This is a genomic window from Lysobacter sp. Root983 (assembly GCF_001429345.1).
GTDB lineage: Bacteria > Pseudomonadota > Gammaproteobacteria > Xanthomonadales > Xanthomonadaceae > Lysobacter.
In genome coordinates this window covers 908138-934423 of the sequence record NZ_LMJO01000012.1, presented here as the reverse complement: position 1 = coordinate 934423, position 26286 = coordinate 908138, and the positions used below count along the sequence as shown (strand labels likewise).

Here is a 26286-nt window from a genome sequence, read left to right as displayed (position 1 = left end):
GAACCCGCTTCGATGCCCCGTCTTCGCCGCCTTCTGCGCTGGGCGCTGTATGCGTTCGCCGGCCTGACCCTGCTTGGGGTGATCGCCGCCGGCACCCTGTATTACCTGATCGCCCCCAAGCTGCCGGACGTGGAGACCCTGCGCACCATCGAGCTGCAGGAGCCGATGTACGTCTACGCCGCCGACGGCCGCCTGATGGCCATGTTCGGCGAGACCCGCCGCTACCCGGTGGCGATCGAGGACGTGCCGCTGCGGCTCAAGCAGGCCTTCATCTCGATCGAGGACGCCCGCTTCTATAAGCACCACGGCATCGACTACAAGGGCATCGGGCGCGCCGTCTGGCTGCTCGCGACCACCGACGACAAGCGCGTCCCGGGCGGCTCCACCATCACCCAGCAGGTCGCGCGCCAGTACTTCCTGAGCTCGGAATACAGCTACAAGCGCAAGCTCGGCGAAATGCTGCTGGCCATGCGCATGGAGCGCGAGCTGAGCAAGGACGAGATCTTCGAGCTGTACTTGAACAAGAGCTTCTTCGGCAACCGCGCCTACGGCGTCGGCGCCGCCGCCGAGTTCTACTACGGCAAGAAGATGAGCGAGCTTGCGCTCGACGAAATGGCCTCCCTGGCCGGCATTCCCAAGTTCCCGTCCAGCGGCAATCCGCTGAGCAACCCCGAGCGCGCCAAGGAACGCCGCGACTACATCCTCGACCGCATGGCCGAACTCAAGTACATCAGCGCCGCCGAGGCCGCCCAGGCCAAGACGGTGCCGATGCACGCCACCCCGCACGAGCGCCCGGTCGAGGTCTACGCGCCCTACGTGGCCGAAATGGTCCGCCAGCAGATGATCGAGCGCTACGGCGCCGAGGCCCTGACCAAGGGCTACCACGTCACCACCACCATCGACCCGACCCTGCAGGTCGCGGCCGACAAGGCGGTGCGCGACGGCCTCAAGGTCTACGACCGCCGCCACGGCTGGCACGGGGTCGAGCAGCACTTCGACCTGGCCGCCAACGAGGACGCGGCCACCGCCAAGCAGCGCCTGCGCTCGATTCCGGCCCAGGCCGGCCTGCTGCCCGCGATCGTGCTCGGCAACGAGGGCGGCGGCGCGCGCCTGGCCCTGGCCGACGGCAGCGAAGTGACGCTGGCGCCCAACCAGGGCTGGGGCGGCCGCAACCCGGGCAGCCTGGTCAAGCGCGGCGACCTGGTCCGGATCGAGCGGATCGAACCGCCGGCGCCCAAGCCCGACCCCAAGAACCCCGACGCCGTGGTCGCGGCGGCCCCGCCCGTGGTCGGCGCGCCGCTGGGCTACCGCCTGGAGCAGCTGCCGCAGGCGCAGGCCGCGCTGGTCTCGCTGGAACCGTCCAACGGTGCCCTGCGCGCCCTGTCCGGCGGTTTCAGCTTCGCCGGCGCCAAGTTCAACCGCGCCACCCAGGCCCGCCGCCAGCCCGGTTCCAGCTTCAAGCCCTTCGTCTACGCGGCCTCGTTCGAACGCGGCTATAACCCGGCCTCGATCGTGCTCGACGCCCCGGTGGTGTTCCGCGACCGTCGCGGCCATATCTGGCGCCCGCAGAACGACGGCGGCAACTTCGCCGGCCCGATGCGCGTGCGCGAAGCCATGGTGCAGTCGCGCAACCTGGTCTCGGTGCGCCTGCTCGACGCCATGGGCGTCGACTTCGCGCGCAAGTACATCGCCAACTTCGGCTTCGACATCGAACAGCTGCCGCCCAACCTGTCGATGTCGCTGGGCACCGCCTCGCTGACCCCGTTGTCGGTCGCCCGCGGCTACGCCACCTTCGCCAACGGCGGCTTTCGTATCACGCCCTGGTTCATCGACGAGATCAAGGACCGCGCCGGCGCGGTGGTGTTCAAGGAAAAGCCGCCGACCGCCTGCCCGGAATGCGGCGGCCGCGGCCCCGGCACCAGCGTGCGCTCCAGCACCGTGGTCGACGGCTTCAACTTCGGCCCCGAAGGCGAGGCCAAGCCCGATCCCAAGGCCAGCGCCAAGGCCTCCGAGCCGGCCAAGCCCGCGGCCAAGCCGCCGGCGGACCTGGTGATGGCGCCGCGCGCGATCGACGACCGCATCGCCTACCAGATCGTGTCGATGCTGCGCGACGTGGTCCTGCGCGGCACCGGTACCGCGGCCAAGGTGCTCGGCCGCGAGGACATCGGCGGCAAGACCGGCTCCACCAACGACCACCGCGACGCCTGGTTCTCCGGCTTCGGCGGCCCGCTGGTGACCACGGTCTGGGTCGGCCGCGACAACTACAAGTCGCTGGGTTACCGCGAATACGGCGGCAAGGCCGCGCTGCCGATCTGGATCGACTACATGCGCGCCGCGCTCAAGGACAAGCCGATCGCCCCCAACGAACCGCCGCAGGGCATGGTCAAGGTCTCGGTCGGCGCCAACGGCGCGCTGATGCCGGACGGCGGCGGCGGCATCACCGAATGGGTCAAGGCCGAGGACCTGGACAAGATGCAGTCCTACGTCGACTACGGCCCGGCCGAAGCCGCGCCGTCGGAAGAGTCCTTCGACATCTTCTGAGCCCGATCCGCAACGGACGCCCGCCCCGACGCGGGCGTCCATCGTTCCAGCGCCAATGTGATTAGCAAAACCACATCGGCGTGGTAGCGTTGAACCGCCGGCACGCGTCGCCGGCCGCGGCGAGTCCCCTCGCCGACGCCGTGCCCGCCGCGGAGGTCGTCATGCCACATCACGCCCGTCAGCACGCACAGCAGCACGCCGAAACCCGCACCCGCGAACGCCGCCACCGCCTAGCCCACGAGGCCGCGCGGCTGATGGCCGAGGGCGGCATCCGCGACTACCACCAGGCCAAGCTCAAGGCCGCCGAGCGCCTGGGCATCTTCGACGACGCCTCGCTGCCGCGTAATCGCGAGATCGAGGACGCGCTGCGCGAGTACCAGCGTCTGTTCCAGCGCGACAACGCGACCGGCCTGCGCCAGCGCCGCGAAGCCGCGCTGCGCGCGATGGAGTTTTTCGCCGCGTTCGAACCGCGCCTGGTCGGCCCGGTCCTGGACGGCACCGCCGACGCGCGCAGCCCGGTCGCCCTGCAGCTGTACAGCGACGACGCCGACGCCGCCCCGCGCTTCCTCGACCAGCACGGCATCCCGGCCGAAGCGCGCAGCCGTCGCCTGCGCCTGGATCGCGAACGCAGCGACGACTTCCCGGTCTGGATCTTCAGCGCCGAAGATCTGAGCTTCGACCTGACCGTGCTGCCGCTGGACGTGCTGCGCCAGGCCCCGCTGTCGGGTGTGGACGAGAAGCCGATGAAGCGCGCCTCGGCCGCCCAGCTGCGACAGTTGCTGGCGGAGGAGGAGATCGCGGTGTACGAGGGGTTGCGGCAGGAGTGAGCGTGGAGGAGTGAGCAGCGAGCGGGCGCGATGGTGCGGTTCGCCCGCGCGCCCCTCGCACCCGCTCGTCTTCCCCCTTTGAAAAAAAGGGGGATTAAGGGGGATTTGCTTTGCAGTGAGATGCGGAGACGCCACATCGACGCCTGCCGCCGAGCACGCGCGACTACGTCGGCGCTCCAACTGCGCGCTGAAGTCACTGGATCCCCGCCTTCGCGGGGATGACGGCAAAAAAGGCCGGGCTATGGCGCTAACGCTGTTGCCGTTGCCGTTGCCGTTGCCGTTGCCGTTGCCGCGGCATTGAAGTCCAAAAGCACCGCACTCACACAGACACCCGTAGACCCGAAGGGCGGCGCGCAGGACGCGCGCCGTTTTTCGAATGGACAGGGACGTCCATTCGAAACATCCCAGCGCCAGCTCCGAACCCGCAGGGGAGGGTTGGTCACGCTAGCCCTTCTCTTTGGTTACTTTTGACCGAAGGGAAGCCAGACGGACTCTTGGGCTAGCAAGGGAAAGTGACCTGCATGCGTAGCAGGCAGGAGCTTTTGACCTTTGTCCAGAAGAAGCAACAGCAAAGCAAAAGCAAATCCTCCCCAACCCTCCTTTTCCAAAGGAGGGAGCTAAGAGCAAGAGCTTGCTAGTGTTCAACCGTGCACGAACCTACGGTTCGTAAGCCGCACGGCTTCGCCCCTTTTCAAAGGGGGAGCCGAAAACGAGCCCTGCTACCCATTCCATCCCCAACCCCCAAACGAAAACGCCCCGCACTAGGCGGGGCGTTTCGTATGCGCTGCGATGCGGCTTCAGCGCTTGTCGCTGGCCACGTAATCGCGCACGCCATGACCGGTATAGATCTGACGCGGACGCCCGATCTTGTTCTCCGGATCGTTCTGCTGCTCCAGCCAATGCGACACCCAGCCGGCGGTGCGCGCGATCGCGAACATCACCGTGAACATCTCGACCGGAATACCCAGCGCCTTGTAGATGATGCCGGAATAGAAGTCGACGTTCGGATAGAGCTTGCGCTGCACGAAGTATTCGTCCTGCAACGCCGCCTCTTCCAGCTTCATCGCCACTTCCAGCAGCGGATCGTTGACGCCCAGCGCGCCCAGCACGTCGTGGGTCATCTTGCGCACCAGCGCCGCGCGCGGGTCGTAGTTCTTGTAGACGCGGTGGCCGAAGCCCATCAGGCGGAAGCCCGATTCCTTGTCCTTGGCCTTGTCGACCGCGGCCTTGACGTTCTCCGGGCGGCCGATCTCGTTGAGCATCTTGAGCACGGCCTCGTTGGCGCCGCCGTGCGCCGGCCCCCACAGCGCCGCGACGCCGGAGGCGACGCTGACGTAGGGGTTGGCGCCGGTCGAACCGACCAGGCGCACGGTCGAGGTCGACGCGTTCTGCTCGTGGTCGGCGTGCAGGATGAACAGCAGGTCCATGGCCTTGGCGGCGACCGGATTGAGCTCCAGCGGCTCGCTCGGCACTTCGAACAGCATGTGCAGAAAGCGCGTGGTGTAGTCCAGGCTGTTCTTCGGATAGCGGATCGGCCAGCCGATCGAATAGCGATGGCAGGCGGCGGCGATCGTCGGCACCTTGGCGATCAGACGGATCGCGGCCAGGCGGCGCTGTTCCGGATCTTCCAGGTCGAGTTCGTTGTGGTAGAAGCTCGCCATCGAGCCGAGCATGCCGACCAGCATCGCCATCGGGTGGGCGTCGTGGCGGAAGCCGTACAGGAAGGTGCGGAAGGCCTCGTGCATCATCGTGTGATGCGTGACCTCGTGCTCGAACTTGCTGAATTCGTTGGCCGTCGGCAGTTCGCCGTTCATCAGCAGATAGGCGACTTCGAGGAAGTTCGACTTCTCGGCGAGCTGCTCGATCGGGTAGCCGCGGTACAGCAGCACGCCTTCGTCGCCGTCGATGTAGGTGATCGCCGACTTGCAGCTGGCCGTCGCGGTGAAGCCCGGGTCGTAGGTGAACAGACCGGTTTCCTTCGGCACCTTGGCGATGTCGATGCAGGAGGCACCGAGCACCGGGTGCTGGACCGGAAGGGTCACGCTCTTGTCGCCAGCGGCCAGGGTGACCTGGTCGAAGCCGGGTTTATTCGGGACAGCTTTCTCAGCAGCGGTTTTTTCAGGGGCGGACTTATCAGTACCGGACACGAACAGCTCCTCATGTCTGCGCCGCGCAGGGATGGCCGCGGGCGAGGTGGGGACAGGGAATCGCGGACTCGCCGCGTGCTTGAATTATCGCACACCGGCATGGAGCACCGGCTCTGACTTTGGTCGCGGGGACGGGCCGGGCTGTTCCGCCGGCGGGGTCGATCGCGGCGCGGGCCGGGGCGCGGAATTCGTCAGCAGGCGCCCGTCCGGCGGCACCGGCGACGGTCGCGAACGCGGGCGATGCGGCGGCCATGAGACGGGGCCGGCGACCGACGCGGCCCAAACGCAAACGGCCGCCCAGAGGGCAGCCGTTGTGCGCGAAACCTGGCGACGCGATTACTTCTGCGCGTAGCGCTTGCGGAACTTGTCGACGCGACCGCTGGTGTCCATGATCTTGTGCTTGCCCGTGTAGAACGGGTGCGAGGCCGAGGAGATATCGACCTTGATCAGCGGGTACTCAGTGCCGTCGACCTTGACCGTTTCCTTGCTCGACAGGGTCGAACGGGTCACGATCTGGAAATCGGTGGTGACGTCCTGGAAAACGACGTCGCGGTACTCGGGATGGATACCTGCCTTCATGGCACTCACAAATTGATGCGGGAAAGAGCGGCATTATAGCCGCCCCTCCGCGGCCGAGGCAAGCCCCGGCCTAAACGGCCGCCAGCGCCCCCCGAATCAGGCCCTGGAAGCGCTCCTGGTCGTAGCGCATCAGGATCGCGACCCGGGCCGGGGCCCCGCCCTCCCCGCGCCAGTCCACGATGGTGGCGCCGCGGCCGTGCTGGCCCTCCAGCTCGATCGCCAGGGCCCGGTCCAACACCTCCAGCGCGCCCTCCGGCTCCAGCGCGAACGCCATCGCCAGAGCGTCGGCGGCATGCCAGTGGGCGCCGCGGCGGTCGGCCGACCACAGCCGGGTCTTCTCCGAGATGCGCTCGTAGAAGCGCGCGCGCTCGCTGTCGGCCTGCAGCCACTGGACCACGTCGTCGTGCAGGAAACCGTGCGCGATCACCGCCTCCCAATCGGCCAGCTCGATGCGCTCGAAGGCCTCGAACACGATGTGCGCGGCCTCCGGATCGAAGTAGATGTTGAACTCGGCGGCCGGGGTGATGTTGCCGCGGCAGGTGACCGCGCCGCCCATGACCACGAAGCGCGCGACGCGCTCGGGCAGGGTCGGGTCCAGCTTGAGCGCCAGCGCGATGTTGGTCAGCGGCCCCAGCGCGACCAGCAGCAGCTTGCCGGCGTGCTCGTGCGACAGGCGCAGGATCGCCAGCGCGGCGTGCTCGGCCTCGACCTGGCGGCGCGCGGCCTGGTAGCCGACGTCGCCGAAGCCGTCCTGGCCGTGCACGTAGCCCGCGTCCGGCGAGGGATGCAGCAGCGGCGCGGCGGCGCCGGCGAACACCGGCACCTCGACGCCGGCGACCTCGCACAGCTTCAGCGCGTTGGCGACGGTGTGCTTGAGGCCGACGTTGCCGGCGGCGATGGTCAGGCCGACCAGCTCATGGCGCGGATCGTTGAACGCCATCAGCAGCGCCAGCGCGTCGTCCACGCCCGGGTCGGTATCGATAAGCAAGGGAATGCGGTCGGTCATGTAGCCACTCTTTCGACATTGACGGCCGGATCGGCCGGGATGGCGTGCAGCGCGCCTTCGTAGCGCAGCAGTTCGCCGAGGGGAAACAGGGAGAAGGCGACCGCGAAGCGATAGCGGTCGCCGTCCTCGATGCGTTTGTAGGCATCGGTGCGCGGGAACAGGAAGCGCGGCAGCGGCAGGCCGCGCAGGGCGACCGAACGCAGGCGCCAGCGCCAGCCGCCGTCGGCCAGGTCCACGCCCAGGCGCAGCCGGGCCGGGCCGGTGGTTTCCAGCCAGTGTCCGTCGGGGTAATGACCGACCGGACGGAATGTCGACACCAGTTCGCTGCCGTCGTCGAAACGGCGGCGCCAGTGCATGGCCTGGCCGTCGTGGACGATGCGCACCTGGAAGCCGCGGCGCGGGCGATCCAGGGGAATGCCCAGGCGTCGCGCCAGGCGCCGGCCCAGGCGCCCGGCCAGGCCGCTGCCGGTGGAGATCGCGACTTCGCCGCTCAGGCTGCCGCCGCTGCGATGCAGCGCTTGCAGCAGCGGGTGCAGCCGCTCGAAAGCCGGGCCGAACCATTGCGTGGCCGCGTTGTGAGGGGCTCCCGGCATCCGGGGGGTGCGCTCCTGGCGGCGGGACACTATAGCCAGAGTTTTGCGGGTTTGTGTGTTGAGGGTGTGGGAGGGGACCTGGATGCTCGAGACGAGGTCACGGATCTCGGGATGCTCGCTTGCGCCGGGCCCTCTCCCCAACCCCTCTCCCCGCTGGCGGGAGAGGGCCCAGAACCGAGCGGGATGCAGACTCTGCAGCCCCTACTCCCGCTTGCGGCGACCGCAGGAGGTGTGGTGCCCGCAGGGCGGATATGGGGCGAGCGGCTGCGAGGCTCCGGCCCCACACCGCCTCGTCGCTACGCTAGGGCGAGCCCTGCGGAAACCGCGACAGCCAGTACCGCGTACGCCGCAGATAGTGATCCGGCGCCAGCGGCGCATAGTCGAAATAGCGCCCATCGCGGTCGGCCGCGCGCGCCGGCTCCAACTGCGTGCCTTCGTGCCATTCGTTGAAGGACGTGATCGACACCCAGCGGGCGCCGCTGTCCACGGCCGCGCCGAACATCGCGTCGTAATAGGTGCCGCCGTCGCGGCCACGCTCATTGGCGCGGTTCCAGGGCCGCACGCGCCGGTCGCTGTAGCCCGGCCCCACCGAGGGGATGAAACGCAGCCCGTGCGCATCCGCCCAGCGCTGCAGTTGCGGCCAGTGTTCCGGCGTGGCGCCCCAGGTGAAGCCGCGGCTGGCGAAATAGGTATAGACGCCGTCGAAGCCGGAGTCGAGGAAGAACCGGCCCTCGTCGGCGTTCACCCACAGTCCGATCACGTCGGCGTCGTAGGCGCCGCCGCGCAAGGATTCGCCGCCGTCCGCGCGCAGCAGGCGCGCCCAGTCGGAGGCCGGCAATTGATAAGAATCGTAGACGAAGAACAGCGGCCGGCCGTTGTCGGGATCGCGGTAGAACGCGGGGTGCCCGCCGTAGTCGTCGATCGCGGCGACGAACTGCGCGCGCGCCGCGCCGATATCGGGGCGCGAGCCGGGCTCGATCTGGAAACAGATGCGCAGGCCATGCCGCTCGGCGGCATCGAACAGCGCCGGCAGGCTGCGCGCGCTCGGGTCCTGGCGGCCCAGCCAGGTCACCGCGACGATGCCGATGCCGGCCTGCGCGATCATCGCCATGTGACGCTCGGCCAGCGCCGGGTCGGCGCTGCTGTACTCGCCCAGCGCGGGGTAGAAGTCGGCGGCGATGTCGCCGCCGCCCGGAATGTCCGGCGCGCCCGCGTCCTCGGCGCGCAGCTTCAGCACCGGATGCGACCAATGCAGGCGCGCGCCGTCGCGCTCGGGGTTGCCGTACCAGTTGTAGTAGAAAACGATCGCGCGCGGATGGAGCGCGACGGCCGGCGGCGTGCGTGGCGGCGTGACGGCACAGGCCACCAGCCACAGCGCGCACAGCGCCAGCGCCGCGCGCGGCCTCACTGCGACTTGGCCGCCGGCAGGCGCAGCGGATGCGCCTCGGTATTGAAGGTCACCTGCTCGAAGTCCAGCGTCTGCGCCGGCGCGAACAGCAGGTAGTAGTACTTGAAGGTCTCGGCGAACAGGAAGCTCTCCATCGAGTCGTCCTGCTGCTTGCTGGTCACGTCCTTGAGCGCGGCGTAGCCGGCCTCGGTGCGACAGTGGCGCACGAAGTCGTCGAAGAACTCGCGCCCCATCGCGCGGTACTTGGGATCGCCGGTCAGCACATGCAGGTAGTAGGCCGATTCGACGATCTCCGGCCGCAGCGCGTAGCCGGGCGATGCGACCTGCATCTTGGCGTAGTCCAGCGACTCGGGCTCGATGCCGTGCAGGCGCCACATCTTCAAGCCCGAATCCTGCAGGCGCTGGGCGCGATCCAGATCGCCGCCCAAGGCCAGCAGCGCCGGCATGAACGCGTCCAGCGCGCCGTAGCGCGTGGCCGTGCGCTTGCCGGTGACCATGTCGGCGTGGCCGTACCACAGCTCGCGCTCGCGCACTTCGTCGGCCAGGTGCGCATTGACCGCGACGATGCTCTGATCCCACATCGCCTTGCATTCCTGGTCGCCGAACAAACGCCAGCACTTGTACAGGTACTCGTAATAGGAATCGATGCCGCCGCCGATGTGCGAGCCGGTATCGGTCCAGCGGCCGCTCTCCACGTCGATCCAGGACCCGACCAGGCCGGTCTTGGGGTCGCGCCGCTTATAGGTCTCCACCAACGCGCGCTTGGCCCGCTCGTAGTACACCGGCTTGCCGGTGAGCTTGGACAGCATGCCGAACTCGATCAGCAGGGTGCCGGTCTCGGCCGGGTTGCTGACCTTGCCGCGGGTCTTGCCGGTGCGCAGATTGACGTGGGTGTAAGGCAGGCCGGTGGGCGAGTCGAACGCCGGCAGCAGGCGCGTGCCCAGGTCGTCGGCGAGTTTGAGCAGGCGCTCGTCGCCCGTGGCTTGATAGCCCGACAACAGGCCGCCGAGCAGGCGGATGGTGACCTCGAAGTTCTGCACGACCATGTCGCGGTCGAAGTTCAGCTGGGTCGCGATCAGCTCGCGCGCCTCGTCGGCCTCGCTCTTCAGGCCCATCAGCAGCAGAGTGTCCAGCGCGTCCACCGGCGTCATCAGCAGCGAGTGCGGATACCAGTCGTGGCCGCTCTTGCTCAGCGGCTTGAGCGCGTCGCGGCCCCAGGCGTAGCGCTTGTAACCCTGCCAGGCATGACGGGTCTCGGCCTTCACTCGTTCGGCCATGCGCGCGGCCTCAGCCACGTCGGCGCTTTGCGCGGGTGCCGCGGCGGGTGGCTGGGCGGCGGGCGCCGTAGCGACATCGCTAGCGGGGCGGGCGCAGCCGACGATCAGGACGGCGGCGATAAGGCAGGCGAGCGTGCGTGGAGTCATCAGGGTCACCAAGGTCGGTTGGGGCCGCGCCCATACCGGCGCGCGGCGCGGGAAAACGGAAGCCGGACTTAGGGGGCGCGCAGCCAGCGCAGCCGCAGCGCCTGGCGCAGACGCGCGAGATCGGCATCGGCGCGCACGCGCAGCTGCACGGTTTCGCCGGGCAGCAGGGTCAAGGCGTTGTCGGACAATTCGGCGTCGAGGCCGTCGAACTCGATCCACAGCCCGCGCGCGAGGCGCTCGGTCTGCAGCGTCAATGCCGCGGCCTTGCCGTCGCGACGCCACTGCGTGCGCAACTGCGGATCGCTCAGCGCCAGCGCCTTGGCTTCGTCGAAATAGATCACACGGCGCGATACCGGCTCGCCTTGAGCCTGCAGCTCGAACACCGCCGCGGTACGGCGCGGGTCGGCGCCGCGCAGCAGTTCGGCATCGCTCCAGGCGCCCGCGGCGGTGACGGCCAGCGGCGTCAGCGCGACCTCGCCCTGCGCACGCCAATGTTCGCGGCCGTCGAAATCGATCACGCGCAGCGTCCATCGCGCCGGCAGGGCCTGGGTGCGGTCCGACAGCAGGCTCAGCGTGGTGCGCCCGTCCTTGCGCAGCGCCGCCGCCGCGACCGGGGCGAAGAAGCGGCGTGCGTGGAAGTGCAAAGCCTTCCAACGGCCGTAATAGTCCAGGCTGGACCAGGACGCGCCCGGCCAGACGTCGTTGAGCTGCCAGTACAGCGAGCCCATGGTGTGCGGCCGGCTGGCGCGGTGGTGCAACGCGGCCAGCTCGATGCCCTCGGCCTGCATGATCTGGCTGAGGTAGACGAACTGGGCGAAATCGCGCGGCTCGCCGTAGCCGGCGCGAATGTAGTGCAGCAGGCGCTCGTTGCCGGCGCCGGCCAGGAACTTCTGGTGGGCGCGGATCACCGGCGTATCGATACCCTGCTCCGCCGCGCTGGCGAAGGCGTCGACGGTGCGCAGCGACGGCCAGGCCTGCAGGCCGAATTCGGACATGAAACGCGGGGTTTCGTCCAAGTAGGCGGCGATCGGTTTGGAGCCGGCCCACACGTCCCAGTAATGCTTGTCGCCCTTGGACGAATCGTTGGCCTTCTCGTCCAGATCGTTGCCGGGCGAACTGGACCAGTACGGCAGGTCGCCGGCCTCCTGCGCGACCACCTCGCGCAGGTCGCGTCCGAACAGCTGCACGTAGCCGTCCCAGACCGTCTGCGCGAAAGCAGGATCGGATTCCATCAGCTTGCTGCGATGGCCCCAATCCTTCCAGGCCGTTTCCTCTTCGTTGTTGCCGCACCACAGCACGATGCTGGGATGGCGGCGCAGGCGTCGGACCTGGTCGCGCGCCTCGGCCTCGGCATTGGCGCGGAAAGCCGGATCGAAGCCCGGCTGCATGCCGCCGCCGTACATGAAGTCCTGCCACACCATCAGGCCGAGCTCGTCGGCCAGGTCGAAGAACGCATCGCTTTCGTAATAGCCGCCGCCCCAGTTGCGCAGCATGTTCATATTGGCCGCGCGCGCGTCCTCCAGGGTCTTGCGCAAACGTTCGCGCGGCACCCGCGCGGGAAACATGTCGAACGGGATCGCGTTGGCGCCCTTGGCGAAGATCTCGATGCCATTGACCGCGAACGCGAAGCCCTGCCCCTCCGCGTCGCGCGGCCGGCGCAGCTCGACCCGGCGCAGGCCGGTGCGCTGCTGCGCCTGGGCGCGCTGGCCGTCCGCGTCGAGCAGACGCGCGCGGAAGGTGTACAGCGCCTGCTCGCCGTAGCCGAACGGGTACCAGCGACGCGGCCGCTCGATCCGCACCGGCACATTCAGCGTCTGCGCGCCGGCTCGCAGTTGCACGGTCTGGCGCAGCGCGCGCGCGCGGCGGCCGTCGGGGTCCAGCCAGTCCAGCTCCAGGGTCGCACTGCCGGCGGCGTCGGCGCGCACTTGCACCTGCGCGCGCAGCTCGGCGACATCGGCATCGACGCGCAGCTGACGCAGGTGCAGTTCGTCGATACGCGGCCCGTCCCAGCTCTCCAGCTTCACGTCGCGCCATACGCCGGCGGTGACGTAGCGCGGGCCCCAGTCCCAGCCGTAGTGGTAGCCGGGCTTGCGCGCGAAGTTGCCGGTCATCGCCTCCTTGGGCTCGTCGCCGTAGGGCGAGGGGTAGTTGCCGGCGATCTTGTGCGGCATCGCCTCCACGCGCGGTAGCAGACGCCGGATCGGCGAATGCAGCACCACCCGCAGCTCGTTGCCGCGCGCGCGCAACTTGCCGGCCACCGGCAGCCGCCAGGTCCGGAAGGCGTTGTCGGCCGACAGCAGCGCCTCGCCGTTGAGGTAGACGTCGGCGTAGGTATCCAGGCCCTCGAATACCAGCTCGGCATGAGACTTGCGCAGTGTCGCCTCGCTCAGATCGAAGCGGCTGCGGTATTCCCAGGTGCCCAGGCCTATCCATTGCAGCTGCGCTTCCGGCGCGCCGACATAGGGATCGGGTATCAGCCCCTGGGCGAGCAGGTCGGTATGCACGTGACCGGGCACGCGCGCGGCGCGCCACTGCGTCGCGGGCGCGTGCTCGCGCGCCTGCGGGTCGTCCGGCAGCAAGCGGAACTCCCAGCCCTGATGCAGGTAGCGCACCTGGGGCTGCGCCGCCGGCGCGGCCGTGGCGAACAGCACCGCCACGGCGATCGATACGACCGCCGCGCCGCTACGCCATCCCCGCCAGAGCTTGGCCGGCCGCATCTTCGCCCTCAGCTCCCGCGCACCAGGTTCAGCACTTCGTAACACGCGCCCATGGTGTGGTAATCGGTCTTGCCGGCCGGACTCTTTTCGTCGCTGTACTTGCGATTGTCGGCATCGAGGATGCGGAACCAGGCGCCGTAGCGATGATCGACCAGATGCGTCCAGGCGTAGGCCCACAGGCGCTGATACCAATCCCAATAGCGATCTTCGCCGGTGCGCGCGGCCAGCAGCGCGGCGGCGGCCAGCGATTCGGCTTGAACCCAGAAATACTTGTCGTCGTCGCACACATACGCGGGTCCCTCCGCAAGCGCCGGGCCATCCATGGCTGGACGTTCCAAAGCGCTTGCTTCGCTCAACGCCTGCCGTAGGCCCTCGAACGCAAAACCGTAATACATGCCGCCGCGCCGTCCATCCCAGGAATGCGCGAGCGCGGTGTCGAACAGATGGCGCGCGGTCGGCAGCAGCCAGTCGGCCTCGACATGCCGGTCCAGGATCAGCAGCAGCTTGGCCCACTCGGTCTGGTGGCCGGGCTGGAAGCCCCAGGGGCGGAATAGGTGTTTGGGATCGTCCAGGTGGTAGGTCCAGTCGATGTTCCAGTCGGCGTCGTAGTGCTCCCACACCAGCCCGCCGGCCTGGGTGGCGTGGTGGCGGGTCATGCGCTCGGCCAGGCCCAGCGCACGATCCAGGTAACGGCGCTCGCCGCTGGCTTCGAACGCCGCCAGCATCGCCTCGCACATGTGCATGTTGGCGTTCTGGCCACGGTAGCCGCTGAAGTTCCAATGCGCGTCCGCTTCGTCGCGATACAGGCCGTGCCGCGGTTCCCAGTAGCGCCGCTCCAGCAGCTGCCAGGTTTCGTCCATCCAGGCGCGCGCTTCGTCCATGCCGGCCTTGAGCGCGGTGGAGTACGCCAGCAGCACGAAGGCCACGCCGTAGCAGTGGTAGGTCTCGTCCTCGACCCGGCCGTCGCGCAGGCTCCAGGCGTAACCACCGGTGTCCGGATTGCGGTGGCGCTCGCGCAGGTAGCGCAGGCCGTGGCGCGCCGCCTGCAGGTACTGCGCGCGCAAAGCCGCGTCCTCGCCGAACTCGCGCGCGGCCATGGCGTAGTTGAAAACGAAGCGGGTGCTGCTGACCAGATGCCGGTGCGAGGCCTCGAAAACCCCGCCGTCGTCCTTGAAATAGTGGAAGAAGCCACCGGACGGATCGATGCAGCGCGGGTGATAGAAGGCCATGGTGCGCGCGATATGCGCACGCAGGAAGTCGGCGGAACGGAAGTCCGGGGCGACGGGGTCAGGCCGCGTGTTCATACTGATCCTTGAGCAATTGCTGGACCTGCGCGCGCGAGGGCATCGCGGCGAAGGCGCCGTGCCGGGTCACCGCCAGCGCGCCGACCGCGGCGGCGAAACGCAGGGCGTCCTCCAGCGCGGCGCGGTCGGCCAGGAACGCGGGCAGGCCCGCCGCATCCACGCCGCGTTCGCACAGATACGAGAGCAGGCCGCCGACGAAGGCGTCGCCGGCGGCGGTGGTGTCGACCGCCTTGACCCGGAAGCCGCGCACCTCGCCCTCGCCGTCGGCGCTGTACCAGCGCATCGGCGCGCCGCCGTCGGTGACCACCAGCCAGCGCGCCGCGCCCGCAAACAGGCGTTCGCGCACCGCGCGTTCGCCGGCTTCGCCGCCGCCGTAGGGCTCGGCCAGATAGTCCAGTTCGTTGCGCGCCAGCTTGACCAGGTCGGCCGCGGCCAGCGCCTGCCACAAGCGCGGCCGCGGCTCCACGCCCTGCGGCCACAGCATCGGGCGCAGGTTGAGATCCAGGCTGACCAGGGCGCCGGCCGCACGCGCCAGACGCATGCCCTGCAAGGTCGCCTCGGCGATCTCGTCTTCGGTCAGGCTGTTGGAGCAGACGTGGAAGGCGCCGGCCCGGGCAAAGCAGTCGGCGGCGTAGTGCTCGCTGCGGAACAGCAGATCCGCCGCCGGCGGACGATAGAAGCTGAAACTGCGTTCGCCGTGTTCGTCCAGGGCGACGAAGGCCAGCGCGGTCTTGGCCGCGTCGGTGCGCAGCACGTAGTCGGTGGCCACGCCGCAACCGCGCAGGCTGTCGAGCAGGAAGTCGCCGAACATGTCGTGGCCCAGCATGCCCACGAACTGGGTCGGCGCGCCCAGCCGCGCCGCGGCCGCGGCGACGTTAGCCGGCGCGCCGCCGGCGTATTTCAGGAACGCGCGCGGCGCGTCGTCGGCGGGCGCGGGCTGGGCGAGGAAATCGATCAAGGCCTCGCCGAAGCAAACGATGTTGCGCATGCGGTTCAATCCTGCCCCTGTACGGTGTTGGCTGGCGGCGATAGGCGCGAACCGCGCAGGCCGTACCAGACGATGTAGGCGTAGCACAGCGCGGATACGACGAACGCGTACTGCAGGGCGCGGGTCTCGTCGCCCAGCGCGCCCTTGAGCAGATCCACCAAGGCGCCCTGCAGCGGCGGAATCACCGCGCCGCCGACGATGGCCATCACCAGCAGGCTGGAAGCCTTCTCGGTCATCGGGCCCAGGCGCTCGATCGCCAGGGTGAAGATGGTTGGGAACATGATCGAGTTGAACAGGCCCACCAGCACCACCGACCACAAGGCCACGCCGCCCAGGGTGTTCATGGTGACCAGCAGCAGCACGATGTTGACCGCCGCGTACAACGGCAGCAACCGGCGCGGATTGGCGCTCATCAGCAGCGCCGCGCCGAGGAAGCGGCCGATCATCGCGGCGCCGTGGTAGTAGGACAGGTACAGCGAAGCCTGGCCTTCGCTCATCGCGCCGATCTCCGGGCGCGAAACGTACTTGACCATGAAGTGAGCGACCGTGACCTCGACGCCCACGTAGAAGAAGATCGCCAGCACGCCCCAACGCAGATGCGAATGACGCAGCACGTCGACGAAGCCGTGCTTGCGCGTGTCGGCTTGTTCGGTGGCCTCGGTGAGCGCCGGCATGCGGAAGAAGTACACCGCCGCCGCCAGCGCGATCAGCGCCACGGCCACGCCGATGTACAGCGGCTGCACGGTCTGCACGCGCTCGGCCGCCGGCAGCTTGGCCAGCTGTTCGGCGCTGAGCAGGGTCGCGCTGAAGATCAGCAGGCCGGCCACGTAGGGGCCGATGGTGTGGCCCAGCGAATTCACTGCCTGGGCGAAGTTGAGCCGGCTGGCGGCGCGCTCGGGCGCGCCCAGCAGGCTCACGTAGGGATTGGCCGAGACCTGCAACAGGACGATGCCGGTGGCCAGAATGAACAAGGCCGGCAGGAACAATTCGAACGAGGCGGCCTGCGCCGCCGGCAGCACCAGCAGCGCACCGCCGCCGGCGATCAGCAGGCCGATCACGATGCCCAGCTTGTAGCCGACTCTGGCCACCACCCGCCCGGCCGGCACCGCCATCACGAAGTAGGCCCCGAAGAAGGCCGAGTCCAGCAGCATCGAGCGCGCGTGGGTGAGCTGGAACACCGACTGCAGGTGCGGAATCAGCACCCCGTTGAGCTCGGTGATGAAGCCCCACATGAAGAAGATCGCGGTCATCGCGATCAGGGCCGCGCGGTTGCGCGCGGCGGACGCCGGCGCGTTGGGATCTTGAGTGCTCATGGCGTCGACGGCTCGGTGGAGGCGTCGTGCGGTCGGCGCCGGAGGAGGGAACTCACATGGCCGCGGCTCCGCTGCTGCCGCGCACCACCAGCTTCACCGGCGCGATCACGCGCCGCGACAACGCGCCCGGATCGCGCACGCGCTGCAACAGCAGCTCGGCGGCCTGGCGCCCGCACGCGCGCGGCTGCGCCGCCAGCGTGGTCAGCGATGGCGTCGACAGCGCCGCCTCGGTGATGTCGTCGAATCCGGTCAGGGCGAAGTCCAGCCCCGGCCGGATCCCGCGCGCGCTCAGGCCCAGCATCAGGCCCAAGGCGACGGTGTCGTTGTAGCAAACCGCCGCGGTCGCATCCGGCGCGTGCTCGAACAGTTCGGCGGTGCGCGAGGCGGCTTCGACGCGGGTCGGGCTGCATTCGACCAGCCAATCCGGCGAGGGCTCGATCGCCGCCGCGCGCATCGCGTCGCTGTAGCCCTGCCGGCGCTGCCGACAGGAACTGGAATCGGCATGCCCGCCGAAGAACGCGATCCGCCGGTGTCCCAGCGACAGCAGGTGCTCGGTGGCCAGACGCGCGCCGTGCTCGTTGTCCAGCGCCAGGAAGTCCCAGTCCACGCCCGGCAAGGCGCGGTTGAACACCAGCGCCGGCGTGTGCGCGCCCAGCAAGCGTTGCAGCGCCGCGCCGTCGCTGTGCTCGGCCGGCGACAGGATGATGCCGGCCGGCCCGTGCTCGACCAGCGAGCCCAGCACCGCCAACTGGCGCTGCGGCGATTCGGCGGTGCTGCCCAACAGGGTGACGTAGCCCTCCTCGCCCAAGGCCTCGTCCACGCCCGCGGCGAACTCGGCGAAGAAGGGGTTGGACAGGTCGTTGATCACCAACGCGACCGAACTGGAAGTCTGCCGGCGCAGGTTCGCCGCCGCGCGGTTGTAGACGTAGCGCTGCCGCTTCAATTCCGCTTCCACCCGCGCGCGGGTATCGGCATGCACCAGCGGACTGCCGCGCAGCACCAGCGACACCGTCGCCCGCGACACGCCGCAGGCTTGGGCGATGTCGGTCACGGTGACCTGCTTGCGGTTGGACCGGCCGGTGCCGGGCTTGTGGGTCGTCATCGGAGATCCCGGGTCCTTGGACTCGTGCTGTCGCCCGATTATTCACCAAGTGGATCGATCCAAGTTGGCTGCTTGCGGCGGTAAGGCCCAGGCCGGCCGACCCGCGGCCGCTGCGGACCGCCGGGCGGCGCGGCGGCGCCGCGACCGCATTCAAGGCGCGCTCCCGGTTTGCGCGCCGCAGGCCGCGGCCGGACGCGCCGAAGCGGCGGTGGCCCAGGCCGACGGCACGGGACCGAGTTCGAAACGCAGGGTGCCGCCATCGCGTACGCGCGACCAATCCAGCCAGACCTGATCGACCGCCGCGCTGCCGAAACGTACCGACTGCGGATATTGCAGCTTGCGGCCGTCGGCGCCCGGCGCTTCGATGCGCAGGGTCTTGCCCTCGCCCAGGTCCAGCTCGACGCGCTCGAAACGCGGCGCGTGCAGCACCAGCTCACCGCTGCCCGGCATCAGCGGGTACAGGCCGATCGCGCTGAACAGGTACCAGGCCGACATGGTGCCCAGGTCGTCGTTGCCGGTGACGCCGTTGGGCGCGTTGGTGAACAGCGTCTGCGCCGAACGCAGCACCGTCGAGGTCTTCCACGGCTGTCCCAGCAGCGCGTACAGCCAGGGCGCGTGCAGGTCGGGTTCGTTGTTGGGGTTATAGCGGTACTGGCTGTAGTAGCTGTACGGCCCCACCACCCACTGCTTGCGCGCGGCGTGGGCCGGGTCCGCCACCAGCGCGTCGTAAGCGAAGAACGCGTCCAGCCGGCGCAGCGCCTCGGCTTCGCCGCCCATCGCCGCGGCCAGTCCGGGCACGTCCTGCTGCACCAGCCACTGGTATTGCCAGGCGGTGCCTTCGTGGAAGCCGTGGTGCGAACGCGGGTTGTAGCGTCCGTCCGGCCCGCTGTACCAGCCGCCGTCGTCCAGGCGCGGACGCGGGAAGCCGGTGTAGCCCAGCTCGGCGTCCTGGGCTTGCGCGTCCCACACCTTGCGCCAGTTACCGCCGCGCGTGCGCAGGGTCTGCGCGTCCGCGTCCTCGCCCAGGGCCTGGGCGAAGCTCGCGAGCGAGCAATCCGCGAGCGCGTATTCCAGCGTGGCCGAACCGCCGTGATGCGGATCGATGTCCATGCTCTTGACCGGGAACGCGCGGTCGTACTGGACGAAACCCCGCTGCAGATAACTGGGATTGCCGGCGCGACCGCTGCTGCGCGAGCCGAACGGCGGCACCCCGAAGGCGTTCTCGCGCAGCGCGGTCCAGGCCTCGCGCTCGCGGCCCTGCAATGCGCCGAACTTCCACAGATCGACCAGGAAGGGCGTGACCGGGTCGCCGGTCATCACATTGGTCTCGAAGCTGGCGTAGCCCCAGCGCGGCAGCCAGCCGCCCTGCTCGCGGATTTTCAGCACCGACTGGGCGATGTCGCGCGCGCGCTGCGGACGCAGCATCGCCAGCAGTTGGTTCTGCGAGCGGTAGGTGTCCCACAGCGAGAAGTACTCGTAATAGGTCCAGCCTTCGGCCTGGTGGATGCGATCGTCGTAGCCGCGATAACGGCCGTCGGCGTCGCTGCCGGTCAGCGGCTGCAACAAGGTGTGGTAGAGCGCGGTGTAGAACACGGTGCGATCGTCGCCGCTGCCGCCCTGCACGCGCACGCTCTGCAGCTCCTTGCGCCAAGCGTCCTGCGCACGCGTGCGCATGGCGTCGAATCCCAGCGTTTGCTCGCCGGCCATGGCATCGGCGCGCAGATTGTTCCAGGCGCCTTGCTGGTCGACGTGCGAGATCGCGCTGATCGCGGTGACCGCGCGGCCCTGCTTGAGATCGAAGCTGAACCACGCGCCGGCCGGACGGCCGTCGCCCTGCATGGCGCCGCGGCCGCCGGGGTGGCCGCCCTCCTCGTCCCAGGTGCCCTGGCTTTGGAACGGGCGATCGAAGCGCAGCACGAACCAGGTGGTGTAGTTCTGGCCGCCGCAGAAGCTCTTGGTGGTGATGCGGCCTTCGACGCTGCGCTCGTCGACCACGCGCAACGCGCTGCCCACCACCCAGTGGCGGTTGTTGGCCTGGCCGGTGTTGACCAGCACGTGGCCGGTGCCGGCATCGACGCTGAAGGTGTAGCGCTCCGCGGCGGCGCGGGTGCGCGCGGTGGCTTCGACATCGATGCCACCGTAATCGGTCAGCCGCACTTTGTAGTAACCCGCCTGCCCGACCTCGCCTTCGTGGGTATAGGCGGCGGCGTACTTGCGCTGATCGAAGCTGTCGGCCTTGGCGGTGTCGAAGGCGCCGCCCGGCGCGATGCTGCCGGTCACCGGCAGCACCGACAACTGCCCGCCCTGCTCCCAGCAGCCGGCACCGGACAGGAAGGAATGGCCGAAGCCGCGGATCTTGGGCTCGTCGTAGCGCCAGCCGGCGTAGTGATCGCCGATCGGCGAGACCTGGATCAGGCCGAACGGCGCGGACGCGCCGGGATAGGTGTTGCCGTCGTCCTTGCTGCCGATGTAGGTGTTGACCGTGGCGGCCAGGTCCTCGCGCGCGGGCGCGGCCTGCGCGGCGGCAACGGTCAAGGCCAGGGCCAAACCCAGCCAGCGCAGGCCAACGCGCAAGCGGAGAGCGGAACCGGCGGTCTGCGGCGGCGTGTGCAAGCGACTCATTCGATCACCAGTTCGTCGACGAAATAGAAGGACGGGCTGCCGGCACCGGGATGGCCCGCGGGCAGAGCGCCATAGCCTTGAATCTGCAAGCGCAGGTAGCGTGCGCGCATCGGCTGCGGCAAGGCCAGACGCGGCGTGTGATAACGCTGGCGCAACTCGGCGGCGTCCACGTCCAGCGCGAGTTCCGCGCCCGGCGTCCAGCGCCGGCCGTCGTCGGACGTGAACAGCTGCAGGCGGCGCGGCGGCAGGATCCAGCTCTGGGTCTGCTGCAGGAAGCGCGCCGACAGCGCGCGCAGCACGGTCGGCGCGCCCAGGTCCACGATGAGTTCGACGTCGCCGCCGGCCCAGGCCGTCCAGCGGCCGTCGGCATGCTCGTCGCCGGCCAACACGCCATCGCTCAGGGTCGCGGTATCGGCATTGCCGCGGTAGCGCGGGTGCGCCGGCAGCGAGTAGCGCACTTCGCGATCCAGACCGCGGTGCGCCACCAGGGTGTAAGCGCGGCTGCGCGCATAGGCGCGGCCGTGGCGATACGGAGTCAACTTCAGCGTGCCCGGCCGGGCGATCTCCAGGCTGTCCTCGAACCAGGGCGAGGTCGCGTCCGGTTCGCGGCCGTCGGTGCTGTAGTGGATGCGCAGGTCGGAGAAACCGCGTTGCGCGTGCACACGCCATACGCGTCGCGCCGGATCGCGCTCCAGCCGATAGCCCACCACGTCCGTCGCTTCCGGGCCGTAGCTCACCCGCCAGGCGTCGAGCCTGGGGTAGTGCTGGCTCAGGCGGCGTTGGAAATCCGGATAGTCGCCGACGCCGCTCCAGGTGTTCTCGGCGAACGCGAGCAGGCGCGGATACAGCATCGCCTCGGCATTGCGCGGCGTCACCCGCTCGGTCCACAGCGGCGCCTCGGCGCCCAGCACCTGCGCGGCATGCTCGGCGAACGCCGGCGCGGCGGCGAAATCGGTGCGATAGAGCTTTTCCAGGCTCAGATCGCTCAGCGCCCGGTCCAAATAGAACGGGCTGGCCACGACGATGCGGTTGCCGTTGCGCAGCGCGCGCGCGGCCGGTTCGTCTCCGCGCCAGACTTCGACGATGGCGTCCTTGCCCAGGCCGCCGTCGAGGATCTCGTCCCAGCCGATCAGGGTCTTGCCCTTGCCGGCGAGGTAGCGCTGGATGCGGCGCACGAACCAGGCCTGCAGTTCGTCCTCGTCCTTCAGCCCGAGTTCGCGCATACGCTGCTGCGAGGACGCGCTTTCCTTCCAGCGCGCCTTGGGCGCTTCGTCGCCGCCGATGTGCACATAGGGCGCGGGGAACAAGGCGACCACTTCGTCCAGCACCTGCTGCAGGAACTCGAAAGTGGACTCGTCGCCGGCGCAGTAGATGTCCTCGAACACCCCCCAGCTGGCGGGCACGGCGATCGGCTGCTTGCGGCAGGACAGTTCCGGATAGGCCGCCAAGGCCGCCGACGCATGCCCGGGCATCTCGATCTCGGGGATCACCATGATGTTGCGCTGGCGTGCGTACTCCACCACTTCGCGTATCTGCGCCTGGGTGTAGTAGCCGCCGTAGCGGCTGCCGTCTTGCTCGTCGCGCCACGCGCCGACCTGGGTCAGCTTGGGATAGCGCTTGATCTCGATCCGCCAGCCCTGGTCTTCGCTGAGATGCCAGCGGAAGGTGTTGATCTTGTAGTAGGACAGCAGGTCGATCTGCTTCTTGACGAAGTCGACCGGCATGAAATGGCGGCCGACATCGAGCATATGCCCGCGATAGCCGTAACGCGGCGCATCCTCGATGCGCAGCGCCGGCACTTCGATGCGCGTGGCGCGGCCCGGCGGCAGCAGCTGACGCAGGCTCTGCACCGCCCAGAACAGTCCGCGCGGCCGCGCGGCGCTCAGCACGATGCGCTGTGGCGCGACCTCGATGCGGTAGGCCTCTTCGCCGGCCACCGCGGCGTCCAGGCGCAGCTCGATGGTGCGCGCGTCGCGTGCCCCGCGGGCGGTCAGCCACAGGCCGTGATCGTCGGCCAGCGAGCGGCGCAGGAAATCGGCGATCTCGCGGCTGCGCGTATCGGCCGGCACCACCAGGGCCACGCCGCTGTCGAGCACGAACCTACCCTCGCCGCGCTGCCAATGCCGCGGCTGCGGAATCAGCGCCGGCGACGTCGGCGCCTGCGTGGCCGCCGCCTGCGACAACGGCGCTTGCGCGCAGACGCAGGCCGGCGCGAACAGCAGCAACAGCAGCGTCGTGGCGAGGCGGATACCCAAGTCGAACGCGTTCCGGATGCGTGCCTACGGCCCGTAGGCGAGGATCGGGCGGTCGCCCGAAAACGGCCGCCGCCCCAGGGAAAAAAGAGCCCGGCCAGTCGGCCGGGCCCAGGGCCCGAGGGGGAGGGCGGGAGAGATCAATCGAAGTTGAACACGTACTCCAGGGACACTTCGCGGCCGACCGGGCTAAACAGGCGGCTGTTGTAGAACTCGTAGTCGAGCTTGTACGGGTCCTTGTGGTTCCAGCCGGTGCTGTTGAACACGTTGTTGACGTAGAAGTTGATCTTGGCGCGGTCGGTCACCTTGTAGCCGACGTTGAAGTTCCAGGTGATCGCCGGACCGACGCGGCCGTAGTAGCGCGAGGTGCTCTTGCCGGCGTTGGGGTTGCTGCTGCCGGGCGGCACCGCGCAATTGGCGTCCAGGCTGTCGCTGGGCACGTAGCCGTCCGGGAACGGGCGGCAGCCGCCGGGGTTGTCGAGACGGTCGGTGCCCCAGTGGTAGCGCACGCCCGGCACCGAGCCGATGCGGTCGCCGTACACGGTCCAGTTCCACTTCTCGCCCTGCCAGCTCACGCTGCCGCGGATCTTGCTGCGCACGTCGCGATCGCGACGTTCCGGGTTGGGATCGGTGGCGTACACCTGCTCCTTCATCGACACCAGGTTGGTGTAGTTCAGGCCGAACTGGAAGTTGCCCCAGCGCGCGGTATCGAGGCGGTAGCGCAGCGAGGCGTCGACGCCGGCGACGCTGCGCTGGGCGATGTTGATCGGGCCGGTTTCCACCGACAGCAGGCGGCCGTTGGCGTCGCGGTTCACGCGCGCCAGGATGGTCGCGCAGTACTCCGCGCCGCTGGGGTTGGACCACGGCACCGAGGGATCGACGGTCTTGCCGGTACGGCAGCCGGCCTCGTCGTTGAGGATCACGTCCAGCGGCAGGTCGCGGATTTCGTCGTCCAGGTCGATAGACCAGTAGTCGGCGGTGAGCGACAGGTTGTCCATCGGATCCCAGACCAGACCGACCGTCCACGACTCGCCCAGTTCCGACTTCAGGTCCGGCGTACCGCGGCGGTTGGCGCCGAAGGCGTAGAACACGTCGGGGTTGCCGCTGCCGCAGTCGTTGGTCAGATAGGCGCCGCTCTGAATGCAGCGCAGCGGGTCGCTCATGCCGACGTCGGAGGTGCTGGGCTGGGCCAGCAGGAAATGCATGTCCGGCGCGTGGAAGCTGGTGGCGTAGCTGCCGCGCAACAGCAGGTTGGACAGCGGGCGCCATTCGATGCCGGCGTTCCAGGTGGTTTCCGCCTGCGAGCCGATCGCCAGACGCGCGACGGAATCGAAGGCGTGGTAGCTGCCGTAGTGATCGCGGCGCGCCGCCGCGGTCAGGGTCACCGAGTCCAGCAGCGGCACCTTGAACTCGACGCCGGCCGAATAGCGCGTGCGCTCGCCGCCGCCGCGGTCGATGTTCTGCACCCAATAGTCTTCGTTGCCGCGCGGATCGGGATCGAGCTGGTAGCCCTGCTTGGCCGCTTCCAGCACCGCGGCGAAGCCGATCGGGCCGGCCCAGCCTTCGAACAGGTCGCCGCTGATCGAGGCCTGGGCCTGATTGACCCAGGACGCGGCGTTGTTGATCGAGTTGACGCCGAACTGGCGGTACTGCTCCGGCGTCACCGGCGCCCACCAGCGCGCTTCGTTGAAGTTGTACACCGGCAGACCGCCCTGGGTGCCGATCTGCGGGCCGAGGAAGAAGTTCTCGGCCGCGTCCCAATCGACCGTGGCGATGCGCTCGTGCACGGTGTAGCGCGAGCGGCCGACCGAGGCGTCCCAGTTGAAGCGGCCGTCGAACACGGTGCCGCTGAGGCCCGCGCTCAGGTCCCAGGACTGTTCCTTGTTGAGGTTGCGCATGTTGTCCATGCCGCCGACCTCGAACGGGGTGAAGCTGCGCACGCCGATCAGCTGGCGGCCGGTGTTGGCATCGATGAAGGCGCCGCCGTCCAGGCCGTCGGTGAGCTGCAGCGACGGCGGCGAGGTGCCCCACTGGGCCTTGGAGTCGTACAGGGCCACGTTGACCCAGGCCTGCATGCCGTTATCGAAATCCCAGGTGGCATGCGCGTAGGCCGACCAGTCCTCGCTGCCGCTGCGCAGCAGCCAGTCGCCGAAGTCGGCGCTCTTGCCGCACAGCTGGCCGGTGTTGCTGACGGTGTTGCTGCCGTAGTTGTAGATCAGGCGGTCGGCGCGGTAGTACTCGCCGCGGAACTGTTCGCAGGCGCCGGCCGGCGGGGCCAGGCGACGGTTGCCGTTGCCGGCGTCGAGCAGGGCCAGGCCGGTGAACGGACGGAAGCCGACCTTGCGCTGCTCGGTGTTCCAGGAGCTGGGCGCGGCGTCGTCGGAGTCGTCCATCTCGGGGCGGTCGCGGCCGAACAGCGGGTCGCGCTTGGTCCACTGCAGGGCGTAGCTCACGCTCCAGCGCTCACCGGTCTTGCCGCCGGCCCAGGACAGGTCCCAGGTGTCGCGGCCGCCCTCGGTGGAGGTACCGCCACGCACGCGCACTTCGTCGCCGCTGTAGTTCTTCTTCAGGATCACGTTGATGACGCCGGCGATGGCATCGGAGCCGTAGATCGCCGAGGCGCCGCCGGTCAGCACTTCGATGCGCTCGACCGCCGCGGCGGGAATGTTGGAGTAGTTGGCGAAGTTGCTCTGGCCGCCGTAGGGCAGCGGGTAATCGGCGACGCGGCGGCCGTTGACCAGCAGCAGGCTGCGGTTGGGCCCCATGTTGCGCAGGTTGAGCGGGCTGGCGTTGGGCGTGTGCGAGCCCCATTGGACGTCGGCCTCGACGGTGCCGATGGCCTCGTTGAGCGTGCTCAGGGCGTCGTGCACGGTGACGAAGCCTTCGGCCTTGATCTGCTCGGCGGTCATCACCGTGACCGGCGCCGGGCCTTCGATTTGGGTGCGCTTGATGCGCGAACCGGTGACGGTGATTTTTTCGACTTCGGTTACCTGGTCCTGGGCGGCCGTCCCCTGCGGCGCGTCCTGGGCCTGCGCGGCCAGCGGTGCGAACAAAGCGAGCGCGAGCGCGCTGGTCAACGCATTGCGGTGAAGCGTGGAGTGAGTCATCACGGCGATCTCGAAAGGTGGGCTGCAACGGGACACGCGGACAGCGATCTCCAGCTTTTGTCACGATCTAAAAATCCGACCGTTTAAAAGGGACGCCGGCCCGGCCATCCCTTTCCCCCTACAAAACTGGATCGATCTAAATTCATCACAGGCTTTGCCGGATTGCATTCTGCGCTGCAACAAATCTTTAACCTTCGACGGCTAAGCGATTGAGCCGGCTGGGTTTAGTGCTCGAGAATCCGGCCAGACCGGGCCCCGTGCCGTTTGTGATCGAGTGGCGAGGCAGCGCTGCACCCCAGGCCGCGGTGGCCGCCGCATTCGGTGCGATGGTGCGGTTCGCGGCTCCCTACTGCGGC

At 68.9% G+C, this 26286-nt stretch carries 16 protein-coding genes; 2 read left to right on the top strand and 14 right to left on the bottom strand.

Annotation, left to right across the window (positions count from 1 at the left end; genetic code table 11):
- The first annotated feature begins 12 nt into the window (after positions 1-12).
- Positions 13-2541, top strand: coding sequence for a penicillin-binding protein 1A (locus ASE43_RS11535; protein ID WP_057160551.1), 2529 nt, complete (start codon positions 13-15; stop codon positions 2539-2541).
- Between the two features lie 161 nt (positions 2542-2702).
- A complete protein-coding gene (locus tag ASE43_RS11530) occupies positions 2703-3368 on the top strand; it encodes a hypothetical protein (RefSeq protein WP_057160671.1) in 666 nt (221 codons plus the stop codon).
- Between the two features lie 797 nt (positions 3369-4165).
- Here ASE43_RS11530 and ASE43_RS11525 read toward each other — a convergent pair.
- The 14 genes from ASE43_RS11525 to ASE43_RS11460 all read right to left on the bottom strand — a co-directional run bounded on the left by ASE43_RS11525 (position 4166) and on the right by ASE43_RS11460 (position 25864).
- On the bottom strand, positions 4166-5431 hold the full coding sequence (locus ASE43_RS11525) for a citrate synthase (protein WP_056179981.1): 1266 nt from the start codon (positions 5429-5431) through the stop codon (positions 4166-4168).
- Positions 5432-5851: 420 nt separating this feature from the next.
- On the bottom strand, positions 5852-6094 hold the full coding sequence (locus ASE43_RS11520; protein WP_055903860.1) for a type B 50S ribosomal protein L31: 243 nt from the start codon (positions 6092-6094) through the stop codon (positions 5852-5854).
- A 70-nt stretch (positions 6095-6164) separates the two neighbouring features.
- A complete protein-coding gene (locus tag ASE43_RS11515; protein WP_057160550.1) occupies positions 6165-7100 on the bottom strand; it encodes a nucleoside hydrolase in 936 nt (311 codons plus the stop codon).
- Positions 7097-7693, bottom strand: a complete 597-nt coding sequence (locus ASE43_RS11510) for a DUF4166 domain-containing protein (protein ID WP_057160549.1) — start codon at positions 7691-7693, stop codon at positions 7097-7099. The genes ASE43_RS11515 and ASE43_RS11510 overlap by 4 nt, the downstream gene beginning before the upstream one ends.
- Positions 7694-7994: 301 nt before the next feature.
- Complete coding sequence (locus ASE43_RS11505) at positions 7995-9101, bottom strand: glycoside hydrolase family 99 protein (RefSeq protein ID WP_200956256.1); 1107 nt, start codon at positions 9099-9101, stop codon at positions 7995-7997.
- A complete protein-coding gene (locus ASE43_RS11500; RefSeq protein ID WP_157499870.1) occupies positions 9098-10378 on the bottom strand; it encodes a glycoside hydrolase family 47 protein in 1281 nt (426 codons plus the stop codon). The genes ASE43_RS11505 and ASE43_RS11500 overlap by 4 nt, the downstream gene beginning before the upstream one ends.
- Positions 10379-10593: 215 nt before the next feature.
- Positions 10594-13242, bottom strand: coding sequence for a glycoside hydrolase family 2 protein (locus ASE43_RS11495; RefSeq protein WP_057160548.1), 2649 nt, complete (start codon positions 13240-13242; stop codon positions 10594-10596).
- An 8-nt stretch (positions 13243-13250) separates the two neighbouring features.
- Positions 13251-14546, bottom strand: coding sequence for an AGE family epimerase/isomerase (locus ASE43_RS11490; RefSeq protein WP_057160547.1), 1296 nt, complete (start codon positions 14544-14546; stop codon positions 13251-13253).
- Complete coding sequence (locus tag ASE43_RS11485; protein WP_057160668.1) at positions 14530-15534, bottom strand: carbohydrate kinase; 1005 nt, start codon at positions 15532-15534, stop codon at positions 14530-14532. The genes ASE43_RS11490 and ASE43_RS11485 overlap by 17 nt, the downstream gene beginning before the upstream one ends.
- A gap of 5 nt (positions 15535-15539) precedes the next feature.
- Positions 15540-16847, bottom strand: a complete 1308-nt coding sequence (locus ASE43_RS11480) for a sugar MFS transporter (protein ID WP_056179287.1) — start codon at positions 16845-16847, stop codon at positions 15540-15542.
- Between the two features lie 52 nt (positions 16848-16899).
- A complete protein-coding gene (locus ASE43_RS11475; RefSeq protein ID WP_056179285.1) occupies positions 16900-17949 on the bottom strand; it encodes a LacI family DNA-binding transcriptional regulator in 1050 nt (349 codons plus the stop codon).
- Positions 17950-18099: 150 nt separating this feature from the next.
- The gene (locus ASE43_RS11470; RefSeq protein ID WP_057160546.1) at positions 18100-20571 is read right to left on the bottom strand and encodes a GH92 family glycosyl hydrolase; all 2472 of its coding nucleotides are present in this window, start codon (positions 20569-20571) and stop codon (positions 18100-18102) included.
- Positions 20568-22826: a family 20 glycosylhydrolase gene (locus ASE43_RS11465; protein ID WP_057160545.1), complete on the bottom strand. Its 2259-nt coding sequence runs from the start codon at positions 22824-22826 to the stop codon at positions 20568-20570. The genes ASE43_RS11470 and ASE43_RS11465 overlap by 4 nt, the downstream gene beginning before the upstream one ends.
- A 137-nt stretch (positions 22827-22963) precedes the next feature.
- The gene (locus ASE43_RS11460) at positions 22964-25864 is read right to left on the bottom strand and encodes a TonB-dependent receptor (protein ID WP_235568727.1); all 2901 of its coding nucleotides are present in this window, start codon (positions 25862-25864) and stop codon (positions 22964-22966) included.
- Positions 25865-26286 lie beyond the last annotated feature (422 nt).

Excerpts from the sequence above, each read along its gene's own strand:
- ASE43_RS11520 (WP_055903860.1), bottom strand. The coding sequence starts at position 6,094 with ATGAAGGCAGGTATCCATCCCGAGTACCGCGACGTCGTTTTCCAGGAC.
- ASE43_RS11475 (WP_056179285.1), bottom strand. The coding sequence starts at position 17,949 with ATGACGACCCACAAGCCCGGCACCGGCCGGTCCAACCGCAAGCAGGTC.
- ASE43_RS11510 (WP_057160549.1), bottom strand. The coding sequence starts at position 7,693 with ATGCCGGGAGCCCCTCACAACGCGGCCACGCAATGGTTCGGCCCGGCT.
- ASE43_RS11500 (WP_157499870.1), bottom strand. The coding sequence starts at position 10,378 with ATGGCCGAACGAGTGAAGGCCGAGACCCGTCATGCCTGGCAGGGTTAC.
- ASE43_RS11515 (WP_057160550.1), bottom strand. The coding sequence starts at position 7,100 with ATGACCGACCGCATTCCCTTGCTTATCGATACCGACCCGGGCGTGGAC.
- ASE43_RS11530 (WP_057160671.1), top strand. The coding sequence starts at position 2,703 with ATGCCACATCACGCCCGTCAGCACGCACAGCAGCACGCCGAAACCCGC.
- ASE43_RS11535 (WP_057160551.1), top strand. The coding sequence starts at position 13 with ATGCCCCGTCTTCGCCGCCTTCTGCGCTGGGCGCTGTATGCGTTCGCC.
- ASE43_RS11485 (WP_057160668.1), bottom strand. The coding sequence starts at position 15,534 with ATGCGCAACATCGTTTGCTTCGGCGAGGCCTTGATCGATTTCCTCGCC.
- ASE43_RS11495 (WP_057160548.1), bottom strand. The coding sequence starts at position 13,242 with ATGCGGCCGGCCAAGCTCTGGCGGGGATGGCGTAGCGGCGCGGCGGTC.
- ASE43_RS11470 (WP_057160546.1), bottom strand. The coding sequence starts at position 20,571 with ATGAGTCGCTTGCACACGCCGCCGCAGACCGCCGGTTCCGCTCTCCGC.
- ASE43_RS11490 (WP_057160547.1), bottom strand. The coding sequence starts at position 14,546 with ATGAACACGCGGCCTGACCCCGTCGCCCCGGACTTCCGTTCCGCCGAC.
- ASE43_RS11480 (WP_056179287.1), bottom strand. The coding sequence starts at position 16,847 with ATGAGCACTCAAGATCCCAACGCGCCGGCGTCCGCCGCGCGCAACCGC.